Below are 17,167 nucleotides of genomic sequence, written 5' to 3'. Positions count from 1 at the left end.
TTATTGATTTCTAAGATGGCCTTTGCCACGCATCGAAGTGAGTACAAAATTCAACGCCAGCGCCAAAGTAAGTAACACAATCCCCAGAGCTACCCCTTGCGCGAATGCGCCTTTATGGCTCTCCATCGCAATAGCGGTTGGGATGTTTCGTGTGATCCCCATGATATTGCCGCCCACCATAGTTGAACAACCCACCTCAGTCACAATCCGTGAGAAGGCCGCAATCGCCGCCGCCAGCAGAGGAAAGCGGGTTTCCCAAATCATGGTGGCGATGATACGCGGTATCGAGGCGCCGAGGGTGACGGCGGTTTCCACTGCGCGGCGATCGCTCGATTGGAGCGCGCCATGCATCATGGACACCATCACAGGAAAGCCGATCAGCATTTGCCCAACCACCATCGCCTTTTGGGTAAACAGCATTTGCCAATCGCCCAGTGGCCCCGCGCGTGACAGCAGCATATAGAGGAGCAGACCGATGACCACCGTTGGGATAGCCTGTAGAGTATTGACGATCGCAAGCAGCAGCCATTTGCCCGTGAACTCAGTATAGGCAAGCAAAAATGACAGCAAAATCGCCGGTAACAATACAATCGAAATAGCGCTGAGAGAGACGGAAAAGGAGACCGCAACGATCTCCCACAGCTCTTGATCAAAGTGAATAAGTAACGCTAGCGCTTCTAGCGTCGTTTGCCAAACGGTCATCGACGATCAGTTCTTCTCTGCATTGGCAACAAACAGTTGCTGGTTGTTGAGTTTGAACTCATTGATCAACGTTTGCCCTTGAGGATTAACCAACCAATCGCTGAACGCTTTTGCGCCTTGGTAATTAATACTCGGGTAGCGTTTGGGATTCACTAGAATCACCTGATAAGGGTTAAACAGCGCTTGGTCGCCTTGGTAAACGATGCTCAACTCAAGCTTGTTATTATACGCCAACCAAGTGCCACGGTCGGTGAGGGTGTAGCCTTGCATTTCATTGGCCATATTCAGTGTCGGGCCCATACCTTGGCCTACCGAGCGATAGCCACCAAAGTTAGGTTCCATCTCGGTTTGTTGCCAAATGCCAAGCTCTTTTTTGTGTGTGCCTGAGTCATCGCCTCGAGAGACAAAGGTCACGCCTGATGTTGCGATCGCTTTGAATGCGTCGATCACGCTCTCTTGCTCATTGACTTTGGCCGGATCGCTGTTTGGGCCCACCAAAACAAAATCGTTGTACATCAAAGCGCGAGGCAGCACGCCGTAGCCTTTGTTGACAAATGCTGCTTCGGCTTTGGGGGCGTGGGTCATCACCAAATCGACATCGCCGTTCTTGCCCATCTTCAGTGCTTTTCCAGTTCCTGCGGCAATCACGTCGACGCGATAGCCACTCTCTTGCTCAAACTTGGGCAAAAGGTAGTCGAGCAGACCTGAGTGATAGGTGCTGGTCGTGGTGGCTAAGCGTACATGCGAAGGTGAGTCGCTTGATTGCGCGGAGTAACTGACGATGGCTAAAGACGCCGATAGGGCAACGAGTGAGGTTGATTTCATGCTAACTGTCCGTAATTGTTATTGTCTTTATGGTTGCTCTCAAAAAATGAGGCGTGATCACTAAAATAGAATACGCTTAGTATGCAATTCAAATGCCATTGAATCATCTTATATATTTCAATGAGTTAGATTGGTGCAACGTGAGGTGGGACAAATTGTCGCACATAAGATAGGGCGAAATGACCATTTGTTGATACACTCAAGCGTAATGATACCCAACACAGACACTGCGGTTATGCCAAGCTCACTCGATATGCAAAAAGCCAATCAATACCATGCCTTTTCGGTTCTTGTCGTTGACGATGAAGAGGGCATGCAGGCGATATTAAAAAAAGCCTTGAGTAAATGGTTCACGCGCGTCGACTGCGCCGGAAGCATTGAAGAGGCAGAGGGACTGCGCAGCCAACACCATTTTGATCTGATCATTCTCGACATCAATTTGCCGGGAAGATCCGGAATTGAGTGGGAAGAAGCGTTTGATGACGATGATAAACGTGCCGATGTGATTTTTATGACTGGCTATGCGGATCTCGATACAGCAATCAGCGCGTTAAAACTCGGCGCGTCTGATTTTATTCTCAAACCATTTAACTTAGAACAGATGCTCGCCGCGGTGCAGCGCTGTATGAATAAGCGTTTGGCAGAGCGTCATCAATACGCGCTGAAGCGCGATGTTGCACGGCACATCAAAACCGACATTGTCGGTGGCTCAGAAAAAACCAAGCAACTGAAACAATTGATTACTCAGTTTGCGCCGTCTCGCGCTTCTGTTCTTATCGAGGGTGAGTCGGGTACGGGTAAGGAGTTGGTCGCAAGGGGGGTTCATGAAGCCAGTCAACGCAGTGGGCCGTTTGTGCCGGTGAACTGCGGCGCGATTGCACCTGAGTTATTAGAAAGTGAATTGTTCGGCCATACCTCGGGCGCGTTTACCGGTGCAAAGAAAAACCGAGAAGGTCTGTTTCGTGTGGCCAATGGCGGCACACTGTTTTTAGATGAAATTGGCGAAATGCCGCTCTCGATGCAATCGGCTCTGCTGCGGGTACTCGAGCAACGAACCATACGTCCGGTCGGCAGCGAGCGAGAGATCACGGTGGATGTACGCGTTGTCGCCGCCACCAACCGCAACTTGCAAGAGGAGGTCGAAAAAGGGCAGTTTCGCGCGGATCTCTATTATCGCCTAAATGTACTGAAAATCGACGTGGCGCCACTTCGTCAGCGGAAACTCGATCTGATTGAGTTGATCCCCTTTTTCACGCGCATGTTGGCGTCTGAGCTTGGTATGCCCGATCCTAAGTGGGCGCATGAAGACATCGTCGCACTGAATGATTACGATTGGCCCGGCAACATACGTGAGTTGAAAAACGTCATCGAGCGCTGCATTTTGCTCGGTAAGCCCCCCGCGCATTATTGGCGCCAGACCGACACTCTGCCTGTGCACAGCGCGATCAGTGTCAATGTATCGACTGGCAGTGAGCTGATTGACTTTGGTAGTGATAATCCGCCCACCGGTTACCCCAATAACTGGTCACTTAAAGAGGTAGAAAAAGCGCACATTTGCCAAGTGGTCGAATTGCATGACGGCAATAAATCCGCAGCGGCGCGCGATTTGGGTGTGGCGAGAAAAACCCTTGAACGCAAGTTTAAAGAGTGGGAAGACTCTGACCATGTCTAATCGCCTCAGTTATAAGTGGCGACGCCGTTTTCAGAGTATGGTGCGCTATCGGTTGATGTTTTTGACCTCCGCGCCTATCGCTCTGACGTTGATTGCCTTGATTGGCATTACCATCTACTGGTCGATTCAATACACTTGGCAGAGCGCGTTGGTGGATGTCTCCGAGCGACTTGGCGTGGCCAATAACAGCATCGAACTGATTCAAGAGAAGCAAGCCAATCACGTTAAAGCCTTTGCCGATTCTTACCAATTTCGTGTGCGTTTATCCAAGCGTCTCTCTCTGCATCAAAACAACGCCGATTTCATTTCATGGGTGGCGAGCAAAAAGCGCGATTACCAACTCGATTTTTTGCGATTTCACAGTGTCGATACGATTGAAGACAAGTTCCGTTTTCTCGATCTCACGCGCCGCGAATCCTTTTTTGACCTGTTGTCAAAGCAAGAGCTAGCGATGCTCGGCGGCGATCTGAAAAATCGCGCTCAAGTGCCCATTCTTGGCAGTGACGATATTGTTAGAGAGGGGCTGGTCAGTCGTACTGTGGTTCCGATTCATGATGATCAGGGCGATCTGATGGGATTTCTAGACGGCGGGTTACTGCTTAATAACAGTACTGTTCTGGTCGATCAAATTCGCGATCTTATTTATCCCACCAAACAAGATGCCTTAAGGCCGGTTGGCACCTTGACCCTGTTTCTTGATGATATCCGCGTCAGCACCAATGTACCGCTCGATAGTGAAGACCGCCTCGGCCGCGCCATCGGCACGCGCGTGTCCAATGAAGTGCGCCAAAGCGTGCTTGAGGACGGACAGGAGTGGGTCAATTTGGCCTTTGTGTATGACGCTTGGTACATCACCGCCTATCAGCCACTGCGCGATCAATACGACAACGTGATTGGTATGTTGTATACCGGTTACTTGCTGTGGCCATTTGTCATGACCTACATGACCAACATTGCTGAGGTGTCGATCATTACCGTGCTGCTTTTGATCGGTTCTGGGGTGATGGTCTATCGTGGCTCGCGCGACTTGTTCAAACCTATCGAGCACATTCACCGTGTCGTCAAATGGATTCAACTGGGTAAGGAGACCCGCATTGGCGATTTAGGGCTTGACGAAAACCACGAGCTGGCTCAGTTGGCTAAGCAATTTGACAATATGTTGGACTTGCTTGAGAAACAAAAACGCCAGCTCGAGATGGCGGCGAGCGAGTTAGAAGGTCAGGTGCGTCAACGCACGGCCAGTTTAGAAGAGAAGACGCAACAACTTGAGCTGCATATCCAATTACTCAACCAAACCCGCGATAAGCTGGTGGTCAGGGAGAAGCTGGCGGCACTCGGGGAGTTAACCGCAGGCATCGCGCACGAGATCAACAACCCAACTGCGGTGATCCTTGGCAATATTGAGTTGATTCAATTTGAACTCGGTCAGGAAGCCCATCGAGTCAACGATGAAATAGTGGCGATTCACGGTCAAATTGATCGGATCCGAAATATTACTCGCAGTTTGTTGCAATACAGTCGCCAAGGCGGCGTGCAAGATGAAATCACCTGGCAGCATGTTAATCCCATCATTGAAGAGAGCATTACCCTAGTCAAGACGGGCAGTAAAAAGCGCCAAGTGACCTTTGAGACCGAGCTTTGTGCACACACGCCGGTTGAAGTGAATCGACATCATCTGCTGCAAATCTTGGTGAACCTACAGATGAACGGCATTCATGCGATGCAAGGGGAAGGGACGCTGATCATTCGCAGTCACGATTGGCAAGAAGAGGGGCAGACCCTTGGTGTCGTGATTCAAGTCGAGGATCACGGCTGCGGCATCAAGCCAGAAAACCTAACGCGTATTTTCTCGCCTTTCTACACCACCAAACGCGAAGGTACTGGCCTTGGGCTATCGGTCTCGCAAAGTTTACTTAGCCAAACGGGCGGCGAGATCACAGTGGCATCGACACTAGGAAAAGGCAGCTGCTTTAGTCTTCACCTGCCATGCAAAGCAGATAACGGTATCAAGGTCGCCACCCTATAAAGCATCACACGAAAGGAAAAGCGGTAAAAGGCTTGCAGTTGCCGCTTTGAGCAAGTAGTGTGGCGCCGTTTTTAACGGTTTCAAAAAATAAGGTAACGATTGTGATATCCACCAACAACATCACGCAGCAATTTGGTGCTAAGCCGCTGTTTGAAAATATCTCGGTAAAGTTTGGCGAAGGTAACCGCTATGGCTTGATTGGCGCGAATGGATGTGGCAAATCAACCTTTATGAAAATCCTCAGTGGTGAGCTAGAGCCAACGGGCGGTAACGTCAGCTACGACCCGAACGAGCGTGTTGCTAAACTGAATCAGGACCAGTTCGCCTACGAAGAGTTCACTGTGATTGATACCGTGATCATGGGTTACAAAGAGCTTTGGACGGTGAAAAAAGAGCGCGATCGTATCTACGCTTTGCCAGAAATGACCGAAGAAGAAGGCATGCTGGTGGCAGACCTGGAAGTTCAGTTTGCTGAAATGGACGGTTACATGGCCGATGCCAAAGCGGGTGAATTGCTACTCGCAGTGGGCATTCCTGAAGAGCAACATTACGGTTTGATGAGCGAAATAGCCCCAGGCTGGAAACTGCGTGTGCTGTTGGCTCAGGTACTGTTTGCTGACCCGCACATCATGTTGCTTGACGAACCAACCAACAACTTGGACATCGACACCATTCGTTGGTTGGAAGAGACGCTCAACCAGCGTAACTGCACCATGATCATCATCTCGCACGACCGTCACTTCCTCAACTCTGTCTGTACGCACATGGCGGATCTCGATTACGGTGAATTGCGTGTCTACCCGGGCAACTACGATGAATACATGATGGCCGCTATGCAGGCGCGTGAACGTCTACTGGCCGACAACGCGAAGAAGAAAGCGCAAATTGCCGAGCTGCAAACCTTCGTCGCGCGCTTCTCTGCCAACGCTTCAAAAGCTAAGCAGGCCACCTCTCGCGCGAAGCAAATTGATAAGATTCAATTGCAAGAAGTCAAAGCATCAAGCCGTCAAAACCCGTTCATCCGTTTTGAGCAATCAAAAGAGCTGTTCCGAAATGCGCTGGAAGTGGAAAACCTTAGCCAAGGTTTTGAATCCATGCTGTTTGAAAACTTCAATGCGATTTTTGAAGTGGGCGAACGCGTCGCGATTATCGGTGAAAACGGTGTGGGTAAAACCACTTTGCTCAACACGCTTGCTGGCGTCCTTGAGCCGAAATCGGGGGCTTATAAGTGGTCTGAAAACTCAAATCTTGGTTACTACGCCCAAGATCATGCGCATGACTTTGAAGAAGACATGAACTTGATGGAGTGGATGGGTCAATGGCGACAAGAGGGTGACGACGAGCAAGTGATTCGCAGCTTCTTAGGCCGTATGTTGTTTTCACAAGATGACATCAAAAAGTCCGTCAAAGTGCTTTCTGGTGGTGAACAAGGCCGCATGTTGTTGGGTAAATTGATGATGCATAAACCCAACATGTTGTTGATGGATGAGCCTACCAACCACATGGACATGGAATCGATCGAATCACTCAACAATGCGCTAGAGCAATACAAGGGCACCTTGTTCTTCGTCTCGCACGACCGCGTCTTTGTTGACTCTTTGGCGACACGAATCATCGAACTCAAAGACGGTAAGATCACTGACTTCAAAGGCACTTACGCTGAGTTCTTGAAAGCCAAAGGCATCGATGGCTAATGGACGATCCCTAGGATGACATCATCAATGCCATCCTAGATGAATGATAACGGCCGCTTCAGGTACTCTTTCGATAGAAAGCATCCTGAGGCGGCCGTTTTTGTAGGTCGCGTTGATTGATGTTGCTTAGAAGATTTAGAGTCTTAACGCGTCCCGCTACTCGTTTCCCCTTTGACATCAAACACCATTTTTTGCGCGCCGGTAAAGACCTGAAAACGCAGCCCTTTGGCGCGCGCAATGGTGGTGATGCCAAACTGCTCAGCAAGCTCTAACCCCATTTGCGTGACACCAGAGCGCGAGAGCAGAACAGGAATGCCCATTTGCGCGACTTTAATCACCATCTCAGACGTCAAGCGACCCGTGGTATAGAAGATTTTATCCTCGCCGGACTCTTGATTGATCCACATCTCACCCGCCAAGGTGTCTACCGCATTGTGCCTGCCTACATCTTCGACAAAAGAGAGCACGTGATCGCCCTGACAAATTGCGCAGCCATGCACCGCGCCGGCTTTTTTGTAGGTATCATTGTAATGGGTGAGCGCTTCTAGGGCTTGGTAGATGGCGCTTTGCTTGATCGAGATTTGCGGGACTTGATACCCCTCCAGTTGCTTCATGACATTGCCATACATGGTGCCTTGACCGCAGCCCGACGTGACCGTCTTTTTCTTTAGCGCACCTTCAACGTGTTCAATATCCTCTTTGGTTACCACCGCAGCGGTGTGCGTTTCCCAATCGATGATCACCGACTCAATCGCGTCCGGGTCAGTGAGGAAACTCTGGTTTTTCAGATAACCCAATACTAACGATTCGGGTCTTGAACCGAGTGTCATCAGCGTGACCACTTCTTTCCAATTGAGCATCACAGTCAACGGACGCTCACAGGCGATCTGCTTAACGAGTTTCTCTCCGTACTCGTCATAAACGTCGACTTCAATCGTTTGCTGAGGGTTGGGTTGGGTTTTAATGATGTTGGGTTTCACGTCGACACGGCCTTTCGCATGGGTTTGTATTGTTGTTGAGACAAACATATAGCAATTTGCGTTCCTAAACTCTAGTGAGATCAATATTTAGAATACTCAACCTCATTAAGCACGATCGATGTGCACTCTGTTGTCTATGTTATTAGAGCGACTGAGGCATCGTGTCTCTTTGCGCACACATCAACGCTAGGTACGATATTTGCAGAGCGTTATTTTACTGTTCGTTCTTTAAGACTCGTCTTTTAAGAAATCAATAGTGGGTCTTGTCAGGCGAATAGATAATACGAGCGCCATTCATTTTCTCGAATGGGCTGATAACAATGATACGCTGGTGAACCATGTCAAACTCAATACATCGAATTAAAACCGAGGATAGCTGGCCCATCGCGAGCCGATTGGTGTCGCATGAAATTTCAACTGGGATTTGGTCAACCACCCAATGGCAACTCAAGGAGTTTGAGCTCAACCCCACCTCCGGTGAGCCATTTGTTAGCACGCTGCGCTTATTTAAAGATGAGCGCACGGACTATCGATTCAACTTAAGCGCTCAGCAACCCAAGCTATTCTTAATATTGGATGTTATGGAAAGCGATGAAACGCCAAAAATCGTGATGATCACTGCTTCGCAAAGTGTTGCGGGGCAATACATGGATGGCGATTACCTAGTGCTTTCCAACGCCATGCCACTGCCCGTCCAGGCGTGGATGGAAGCGTTTATCGGCCGACACGGCGAGCTACTCGAAGTGAGACGTAAGAAACGCAAAGGAGCAGGGCGCGCCAGTGGCAAGTAATTTTTTACAGCGTTGGTCCCAGCGCAAACTCGAGGACGTGAGAGAGGAGGCTCAACCTGTCTTACCGTCCGATTCAGAGGCGCAAGATTCGGACGATAGCGGAGCACAGCCGTCGACCAGTGGTGTTGAGGCGAAGCAAGATACGTCAGCGCCGGGTAGTTCGTCACATCATTCTCTCGATGAGTCCTCTGGCGACATCGCCGCACTATTGTCATCAGATGCAGAGCAGAGCATAAAAAAGCTCGCGCTAAGACAACTGTTTCAATCCGGCGCCTTTAGTGAAGTCGATAATCTCAATGATTACGATCATAACTTTAAGGCGGTCAAGAGCTTATCCAGCGATGTGGTGAGTCAATTGCGTGACTGGATGGGTGAACAAGATAAGGCATCCACCAGCGACCCGATAGAAGAACCGTCGCAAGCAGACACGTCATGCTCTGATCTTGACACGCATTCGGATGAAGAGCTCCCAGAGATCGCAGATCCCGTTAATGTGAGTGGGACAAAAGATCCCACATTGTAATAAGGGACATTTTGACCAAGAGATAAAGAAAAGGTGAGACAAATTGTCTCACCTTTTTTATGGTCTTTAGCTGATCAGCACTAACTGTTTATAAAATAGAGCTAATTTACTGATTAATTTGAAATTATTTTTTGGTATGGCATTTGCTTTGCTCTGTTCCATCAAAATAAAACGATAATAAAACACTGGAACGCAGCAATGCATGATCACACACACGTGAGCAGTTACCCGGCGCAAGGTGGGGGAGGTCAACACCTGCCTAGCGAACTTGGCTTAAGGCAACTGCTCGAACAAAGTCAGTCAATCAATGGCCTAGCACGCGCCGCCGCCATTCAAAGCACGGTTGAGCTTGCCAACCTCATCCCACCCACCGTCAGTTATGAAAGCCAAGGCGATACGCTGATCATTGGCCCAACCGCCATTATCGAGAGCGCTGCCGAGCAGTTAACTATGATGGGCAGCGTTACTTTGCTTTCTACCGACGGAGAAGCGGGCACACATCCATCCCTTTACTTTACTCGCAGCGTGCGAGTAAGTGGGTTTCTCGGCGCATTTGAGGTGATGATCGAGAGTCAAGGCGGCGAAAGCAATCTCGCTGCTGCAACACTGGGCCGCAGTCAATTCGATATTGTGCTTGATCTCTGCTTAAGCAGTTGCATGAGTGAAGAAGTGCCGGTGCCGGGTTATTACCCTGTAGGCCGAGGTTACCCCAAACTGACTCAAGCGCTTGAAGAGATACCGACCTTAAAAGGCACCTTTGATAAGCCTAAATATTTTCGTCTCGATACCGACTTGTGCGCGCACAGCTCACGAGGTGTCAAAGGGTGTGAGCGCTGTGTCGATGCCTGTCCGGCAGGCGCACTTTCCAGCCAAGGGAGTGAGAAAACGGGGCATAAGATAGAGATTAATCCGTTTCTCTGCCAAGGGGTTGGCACCTGTGCAACCAGCTGCCCGACGGAAGCGATTCATTACGCGCTACCTAACCCGACACAAACGCAGACGTTTGTTGAGCGTCTATTGGCCAACTACCGCAAGCACAACGGCCAAGCGCCCGTCCTTCTATTTTGCAGTGAACGCCATGAAAGTTACAACGTCATAGCGCTTAAGCAGTTACCTGACAATGTTATTCCCGTCGAGTTGGAAGAGATCGCCAGCGTCGGTATCGATACGTGGTTTGCAGCATTGAGCAATGGCGCTTGCCAAGTGTTGTTTGCCGTCAGTCAGCACATGCCACAAACCATATTGCGCGTACTCAATAGTGAGATTGACACTGCTCAACGCTTTCTTGCGCAACTAGGGATTGAGACCTCGCGTATTGAGCTACTCTATATCGAGTCACTGCGCAGCACGATACCTCAGTTGATCACCGAGCCGTTAAGCATCTCTTTGGGTGAGATCAGTGGCAACAAACGTCAGCGTCTGTTTAGCTGTTTAGATGCCCTCGCGCAGCACTACCCGCCAAGCCAGGTTATCGCCGATGTTCCTGCTCATGCGCCTTATGGTCAAGTGAAGTGTGACAGCACTAAGTGTACCTCTTGCATGAGCTGCGTGGCGGTGTGTCCGACGCGCGCCTTACATACCGACGGTCAATCGCCCTCTTTGCAGTTTGTCGAGCAAGATTGCGTGCAGTGCGGCTTGTGTGAAAAAGCGTGTCCAGAGAGCGCGATTGAGTTAGAAGCGCGCATGAACTGGAATCAGCAAGAGCGAGAGAGCGCCAGAATCATTCACCAAGAACCGGCTGCCAAGTGTTTACGCTGTGAAAAGCCGTTTGCTCCTCAGTCTATGATAGACATGCTGCAATCCAAGTTACAGGGTCACTCACATTTCACCGATCAAGCAGCAATCAATCGTATTGCCATGTGTGAAGATTGTCGTGTCGTCGATATGTTTGAGTCGATGGCGAACGACCCGATGCAACAGCTCAACTATTAGGATTTCAAATGGAAACGACAATGGACCCTCATCCATCCCCGCGCGCAGAAGTGTATCTGTTGATTGCGACCTTGCTGCGCCAGTGCCCCAATGAGCCGATGTTGAACTTTTTGCGAGAGTTAGAGACCGAGTCTGCGAACAATGACATGGTCAAGGCGTGGCAATCACTCAACAGCGCAGCAAAGTACGTCGAGCCAAGCCAACTTGAAGATGAGTTCTTTGAGCTGTTTATCGGTATTGGCCGAGGCGAAGTGGTGCCGTTTGCCTCCTGGCACCTGACGGGCTCTTTGATGGAGAAACCGTTGGCAGAGCTGCGTCAGACGCTAGCCAGACTTGGATTCGAACGCGACAGCCATGTTAAAGAGCCCGAGGATCACCTCGCAGCATTGTGTGAAGTCATGGCGATGCTGGTTCCTCAAGATGAAGTGACTCAGCAACAGTTTTTTAACGACCACATTGCGCCTTGGTTTTATCTGTTTACCGAGCAACTGAATGAAGCAAAGCACGCCCAGTTCTATCGAAGTGTTGCTCAATTGATAAGCGCTTTTCTCACTGTCGAGCAGGTGCGTTTTACGCGCTCGCCAGATCATCACACCAGTACACGAATTGAAGTTAAAGATGCCACCGAGTATGGACCGAGTTCTCTATAGAGATTTGGTCTGAACTCAGGAATAAGAGAGGGCACGATAACAGAGTGACTCTCTCAATACCAATAAGGTAAGGAAGCAAAATGAAAAACAAAAGTGAAGTGGATAATGGACGCCGCGACCTGCTCAAAGGCGTGGCCAGTGCCGCCGTTGTTGGTGCGGTTGTCGCTGGAACCAGTCAAGCCGTAGAGGCAAAAGAGAGCAGCGTTACAGCCACCGAGCCAACCAAAGCTGGCTATCGTGAAACGCAGCATGTGCGCGATTACTACGACACGCTATAGGAGTGAAGACGATGAAACTAACCAAACGCTCCGATACGGTCAGCCAGCAAAATAATCCGCTGGGTATTTCGCGTCGCGCCTTTATGAAAAATAGCTCGCTCGCCGCAGGAGGTGCAGTGGCGGGTGCGTGTCTCTTCACCCCGGGAATGATGAAAAAAGCCGAAGCGAAAGCGGTTGATCCTGAGGCGAAAACCGAAGTAAAACGCACGATTTGTTCGCACTGCTCTGTGGGTTGCGGTATTTACGCCGAAGTGCAAAACGGCGTATGGACAGGGCAAGAGCCTGCGTTCGATCACCCGTTTAACGCAGGCGGTCACTGCGCAAAAGGGGCAGCGCTACGAGAGCACGGTCATGGTGAGCGCCGCTTAAAGTACCCAATGAAGCTTGAAAATGGCAAATGGAAGAAGTTGTCATGGGAGCAAGCGATCAACGAAATTGGTGATCAGTGCTTGTCTATTAGAGAGCAGTCGGGCCCAGATTCGGTCTATTTCCTTGGCAGCGCCAAGCACAATAACGAACAAGCTTATATGTTCCGTAAAATGGCGTCGTTGTGGGGAACCAACAACGTCGACCACCAAGCGCGTATTTGTCACTCAACGACGGTCGCCGGTGTAGCCAATACTTGGGGCTACGGCGCGATGACCAACTCGTTCAATGATATGCACAACTGTAAGTCGATGTTGTTTATTGGCTCTAACCCAGCAGAAGCGCATCCTGTGGCGATGCAGCACATCCTGATCGCCAAAGAGAAGAACAACTGTAAGATTGTCGTCGCTGACCCACGTAGAACGCGCACCGCAGCGAAGTCGGATCACTACGTTTCTCTACGACCGGGCTCGGACGTTGCTTTTATTTGGGGCATCTTATGGCACGTGTTCGCTAATCAGTGGGAAGATAAAGAGTTCATTCGTCAACGCGTGTTTGGTATGGACGAAATCCGTCAGGAAGTCGCCAAATGGACGCCAGCCGAAGTAGAACGTGTAACAGGCGTCAGTGAAGCGGATGTTTATCAGACAGCGAAACTGCTCTCAGAAAATCGACCTGGCTGCGTGGTTTGGTGTATGGGCGGGACTCAACACACCACAGGTAACAACAACACACGTGCTTACTGCGTATTAGAGCTGGCACTGGGTAATATGGGTAAGTCGGGCGGCGGCGCTAACATTTTCCGCGGGCACGATAACGTGCAAGGTGCGACGGACCTTGGCGTGCTGTCGCACACTCTTCCCGGGTATTACGGTCTCGCTGATGGAGCATGGCAACATTGGGCGCGCGTATGGGATCTGGATTTTGACTGGGTGAAGAATCGCTTCGATCAAAACGAGTATCGCGGTCAGAAACCGATGAATAACATGGGTATCCCAGTATCACGCTGGATTGATGGTGTACTGGAAAACAAAGAGAACATCGAGCAAAACGACAACATCCGCGCCATGTTCTACTGGGGACACGCAGTCAACTCGCAAACCCGTGGCGTTGAGATGCGTCAGGCGATGAAAAAGCTCGACATGATGGTGATTGTCGATCCATACCCAACGGTTGCTGCCGTGATGAACGATCGCACCGATGGCGTCTATCTGCTGCCTGCCACAACGCAATTTGAGACCTATGGTAGCGTTACTGCGTCAAACCGCTCAATTCAGTGGCGCGATAAAGTGGTTGAGCCCTTGTTTGAATCCAAACCGGATCATGAAATCATCTATTTATTGAGTCAGAAACTGGGTATTGCCGATCAACTGTTTAAACACATTCGGGTCGAAAACAATCAGCCTGTGATTGAAGACATCACGCGTGAATTCAACAAAGGGATGTGGACCATTGGCTACACAGGACAAAGCCCTGAGCGATTGAAGGCGCACCAACAAAACTGGCACACCTTCCACAAAACCACATTGGAAGCAGAAGGCGGCCCGATCCACGGTGAAACCTACGGACTGCCTTGGCCATGTTGGGGAACGCCAGAGATGAAGCACCCAGGCACGCACATCCTGTACGATACCTCCAAGCCAGTAGCACAAGGTGGCGGTAACTTCCGCGCCCGTTACGGGGTTGAATTTGAGGGCAAAAACCTATTGGCAGAAGACAGCTATTCGAAAGGCTCTGAGATCCAAGATGGTTACCCTGAGTTCAGTGACAAGTTGCTTAAATCGCTCGGTTGGTGGGACGATCTCACGGAAGCTGAGAAAGCCGCCGCAGAGGGCAAAAACTGGAAAACCGATCTCTCTGGCGGCATTCAACGTGTGGCCATCGCCCACGGCTGTATTCCATTTGGTAATGCGAAAGCACGAGCGATTGTATGGACCTTCCCAGATCGCGTGCCGCTTCACCGTGAGCCACTTTATACACCTCGTCGTGATCTTGTTACCGATTACCCAACTTGGGACGACAGTGAATCGATTTACCGATTACCGACGCTCTACAAATCCATTCAAGACCAAGATAAATCCGGTGAGTACCCGATTATTTTGACCTCTGGTCGTTTGGTCGAGTACGAAGGTGGCGGTGATGAAACGCGCTCAAACCCTTGGTTGGCAGAGCTGCAACAAGAGATGTTTGTTGAGGTGAACCCGAAAGATGCCAACGATCTCGGCTTTAAAGATGGCGATATGGTTTGGGTTGAAGGGGCTGAGAAAGGGCGAATCAATGTTAAAGCCATGGTAACGCGCCGAGTTCGCCCGGGTATGGCGTTCATTCCTTTCCACTTTGGCGGCAAATTCCAAGGCGAAGATCTGCGCAGTCGTTACCCTGAAGGCTCTGATCCTTATGTGATTGGTGAGTCTGCCAACATTGCCACGACCTACGGTTATGACCCTGTGACGCAGATGCAGGAAACCAAAGTCACCCTCTGTAACATTCGCAAAGCGTAAGGAGTTACCCCATGGCTAGAATGAAATTCCTATGTGACACCAAACGCTGCATCGAATGTAACGGCTGTGTCACGGCATGTAAAAACGAAAACGATGACGCATTAGAGTGGGGCATACAGCGCCGCCGCGTTGTGACCCTCAATGATGGTGAACCGGGTGAAAACTCGATTTCGGTGGCGTGCATGCACTGTACCGATGCACCATGTATGGCAGTGTGTCCCGCCGATTGTTTTGAACACACTGAAGATGGCATCGTGCTGCACAACAAAGATCTCTGCATTGGTTGCGGCTACTGTTTGTTTGCTTGCCCATTTGGTGCACCGCAGTTTCCAAAACAGGAAGCGTTTGGTGAACGTGGCAAAATGGACAAATGCACCTTCTGTGCAGGCGGACCGGAAACAGAGCCAGGCTCGCCAGAAGAGCGTCAAAAGTACGGGGCTAACCGCATTGCGGAAGGTAAGTTGCCGATGTGTGCGTCATTGTGTTCAACCAAAGCACTGCTGGCGGGCGATGCAGAGAAAGTATCTGACATTTTCCGCCAACGTGTGGTTGAACGGGGAGCAAAAGGGGCTGGTTGGACTGATGGTCATGATCTCGCCTTTGACGCCACTAAGAGCTGAGCACGGAGAGTAGAATGAGTTCTATTTTTAAACGTGCTTGGGTCACCATGCTGTCAGTCATGGCGGCATGGTGGGCCGTATCTCTGCCCGTGCACGCGGAGCAAGAGACAAACGTGGCACAAAGTGAGATGACCCAACTAGCCGGCGCCGATTATTGGAGCCAGGTGCGCGAAGGCGAGGCGGGGTATACAACCTCGCAGTTTCCTGAGCATGGCGTTCTGATCAGTGCCCCAGGGCAAACCTGGTACATCCTCAAAGAAAAGTGGATGTCGCCCGCAGGCGCAGTGGCGATATTTGGCAGTATTGCGATGGTGACCTTGGTCTACTTAGTGATGGGGCCAATTAAGTTGAGTGCGCCGCGTACAGGCAGAAAGATCAAACGCTGGTCACGCCTAGACCGCGCACTGCACTGGAGTATGGCTTTTACCTTTTTGACATTGGCGTTTAGTGGCTTGATGTTGGTTTACGGCAAGCACTTTCTTAAGCCGTATATTCCAAGTGAGCTATGGGGCTGGGTGATCATCACCGCCAAGCAGTATCACAACTACATTGGCCCTATTTTTTATCTCTTGCTGCTGTGCATCCTCGTTAAGTGGTGGCGAAAGTCGGTGTTTAAAAAGGTGGACCTGGTTTGGTTCTTCAAGCTGGGTGGCATGGTGGGCAAACACAAAGGTAGCCATCCGTCCGCAGAGTTTTCAAATGCGGGGGAGAAAGCGCTTTTTTGGCTCTTGATCGTGGTGGGCACCGTGGTTGCGTTTAGCGGGTTGGTGTTGGATTTTCCAATATTCGGTCAAACTCGCCGCGATATGGAGCTTTCTAATCTCGTGCACGGCTTAGCGGCGCTGATTTTGATTTGTGGTTTTGTCTTCCACATCTATATCGGTCTGTTTGGTATGGAGGGCGCACTAGAGGGCATGGTCACGGGTGAAGTCGACGAAACTTGGGCGAAAGAGCACCATGATTTGTGGTACGAGGAAGTCATGGCAAAAACGCCCGAGGGCAACAAAGGAGATAAGCATGAACCAAACGCATAAAGGAATTTGGGTCGCCTATATCCTGAGTTGCTTCACTCCCTTTACCTGTTTGATTTCAGGGGTGATCGCCATTGTGTACGCGGGTTATCGACTCGATAAAGGTGAAGATGGACAGGTGGTGGATTCACACTACTATGGATTGATCAGAACCTTTTTCCTTAATTTGACCTATTTTGTGGTCTTGATCATCACCGTCGCGACATCCAATGGCTTGCTTAAAGGGGTGAACGACTACTGGTATAAAAGCCAGTGGATAGATTCGATGGCTCATGCGATTCCATACATCGGTTTTGCTTTGGGCTTGGTGGCCATTGCAGTCTGGTTTGTGCGTATGGCACAGGGCATGCGATTGCTTCGCCAGAATCAACCGTTTCAATTCTCCAAAGGGCCCAACCTCTAACGGTGACATGGCATTCACATATATCGATAGCGCTCCAATATGGGGCGCTTTATTGATTTGGTGGATGCATTAAATTGGTGCGTTATCACCAAGTTGGTGCCATTGGTTTAAATCTCTCTCACTTTTAGTCGCTCTCCCTTCAAGCTTTAGAATTATTATCCACATAAAATCAA

General features: G+C 50.2%; 15 protein-coding genes. 12 read left to right on the top strand and 3 right to left on the bottom strand.

Annotated elements, in window-relative coordinates:
- Both AC6R03_RS09975 and AC6R03_RS09970 read right to left on the bottom strand, forming a co-directional pair.
- Entirely contained in the window at positions 1 to 702 is a 702-nt protein-coding gene (locus AC6R03_RS09975) for an ABC transporter permease (protein ID WP_487901941.1), read from the bottom strand.
- Between the two features lie 6 nt (positions 703 to 708).
- A complete protein-coding gene (locus tag AC6R03_RS09970) occupies positions 709 to 1,527 on the bottom strand; it encodes an ABC transporter substrate-binding protein (RefSeq protein ID WP_500631095.1) in 819 nt (272 codons plus the stop codon).
- Positions 1,528 to 1,762: 235 nt separating this feature from the next.
- Here AC6R03_RS09970 and AC6R03_RS09965 point away from each other — a divergent pair, with 235 nt between their 5' ends.
- The 3 genes from AC6R03_RS09965 to AC6R03_RS09955 all read left to right on the top strand — a co-directional run bounded on the left by AC6R03_RS09965 (position 1,763) and on the right by AC6R03_RS09955 (position 6,919).
- Positions 1,763 to 3,199, top strand: a complete 1,437-nt coding sequence (locus AC6R03_RS09965; RefSeq protein ID WP_500631094.1) for a sigma-54-dependent transcriptional regulator — start codon at positions 1,763 to 1,765, stop codon at positions 3,197 to 3,199.
- Positions 3,192 to 5,225 (top strand): sensor histidine kinase, encoded by a 2,034-nt coding sequence (locus AC6R03_RS09960; protein ID WP_500631093.1) that lies wholly within the window; start codon positions 3,192 to 3,194, stop codon positions 5,223 to 5,225. The genes AC6R03_RS09965 and AC6R03_RS09960 overlap by 8 nt, the downstream gene beginning before the upstream one ends.
- 101 nt (positions 5,226 to 5,326) lie before the next feature.
- Positions 5,327 to 6,919, top strand: a complete 1,593-nt coding sequence (locus AC6R03_RS09955; protein WP_500631092.1) for an ABC-F family ATPase — start codon at positions 5,327 to 5,329, stop codon at positions 6,917 to 6,919.
- 143 nt (positions 6,920 to 7,062) lie between these two features.
- Here AC6R03_RS09955 and fdhD read toward each other — a convergent pair whose 3' ends face one another.
- Positions 7,063 to 7,947: a formate dehydrogenase accessory sulfurtransferase FdhD gene (fdhD, locus tag AC6R03_RS09950; protein ID WP_500631091.1), complete on the bottom strand. Its 885-nt coding sequence runs from the start codon at positions 7,945 to 7,947 to the stop codon at positions 7,063 to 7,065.
- Between the two features lie 290 nt (positions 7,948 to 8,237).
- Here fdhD and AC6R03_RS09945 point away from each other — a divergent pair, with 290 nt between their 5' ends.
- The 9 genes from AC6R03_RS09945 (at position 8,238) to AC6R03_RS09905 (ending at position 16,994) form a co-directional block, all read left to right on the top strand.
- Positions 8,238 to 8,690 (top strand): DUF3305 domain-containing protein, encoded by a 453-nt coding sequence (locus AC6R03_RS09945; RefSeq protein ID WP_500631090.1) that lies wholly within the window; start codon positions 8,238 to 8,240, stop codon positions 8,688 to 8,690.
- Positions 8,680 to 9,213, top strand: coding sequence for a DUF3306 domain-containing protein (locus tag AC6R03_RS09940; RefSeq protein ID WP_500631089.1), 534 nt, complete (start codon positions 8,680 to 8,682; stop codon positions 9,211 to 9,213). The genes AC6R03_RS09945 and AC6R03_RS09940 overlap by 11 nt, the downstream gene beginning before the upstream one ends.
- Before the next feature lie 198 nt (positions 9,214 to 9,411).
- On the top strand, positions 9,412 to 11,145 hold the full coding sequence (locus tag AC6R03_RS09935; protein WP_500631088.1) for a 4Fe-4S binding protein: 1,734 nt from the start codon (positions 9,412 to 9,414) through the stop codon (positions 11,143 to 11,145).
- 8 nt (positions 11,146 to 11,153) lie between these two features.
- Positions 11,154 to 11,795 (top strand): TorD/DmsD family molecular chaperone, encoded by a 642-nt coding sequence (locus AC6R03_RS09930; RefSeq protein ID WP_500631087.1) that lies wholly within the window; start codon positions 11,154 to 11,156, stop codon positions 11,793 to 11,795.
- Positions 11,796 to 11,875: 80 nt separating this feature from the next.
- On the top strand, positions 11,876 to 12,073 hold the full coding sequence (locus AC6R03_RS09925) for a twin-arginine translocation signal domain-containing protein (RefSeq protein WP_487901950.1): 198 nt from the start codon (positions 11,876 to 11,878) through the stop codon (positions 12,071 to 12,073).
- Positions 12,074 to 12,084: 11 nt separating this feature from the next.
- On the top strand, positions 12,085 to 14,940 hold the full coding sequence (locus AC6R03_RS09920) for a formate dehydrogenase subunit alpha (RefSeq protein WP_500631086.1): 2,856 nt from the start codon (positions 12,085 to 12,087) through the stop codon (positions 14,938 to 14,940).
- Positions 14,941 to 14,951: 11 nt separating this feature from the next.
- On the top strand, positions 14,952 to 15,560 hold the full coding sequence (gene fdh3B / locus AC6R03_RS09915) for a formate dehydrogenase FDH3 subunit beta (RefSeq protein ID WP_334555341.1): 609 nt from the start codon (positions 14,952 to 14,954) through the stop codon (positions 15,558 to 15,560).
- A 14-nt stretch (positions 15,561 to 15,574) separates the two neighbouring features.
- The gene (locus AC6R03_RS09910; protein WP_500631085.1) at positions 15,575 to 16,594 is read left to right on the top strand and encodes a formate dehydrogenase subunit gamma; all 1,020 of its coding nucleotides are present in this window, start codon (positions 15,575 to 15,577) and stop codon (positions 16,592 to 16,594) included.
- A complete protein-coding gene (locus AC6R03_RS09905; RefSeq protein ID WP_500631084.1) occupies positions 16,578 to 16,994 on the top strand; it encodes a hypothetical protein in 417 nt (138 codons plus the stop codon). Before AC6R03_RS09910 ends, AC6R03_RS09905 begins: the two co-directional genes overlap by 17 nt.
- The last annotated feature ends 173 nt before the right edge of the window (positions 16,995 to 17,167 follow it).

This window comes from Vibrio sp. R10-SG-ISO4 (genome assembly GCF_059834135.1).
The sequence above is the reverse complement of the archived record's forward strand: the minus strand, read 5'-3'. Positions and strand labels throughout refer to the sequence as shown.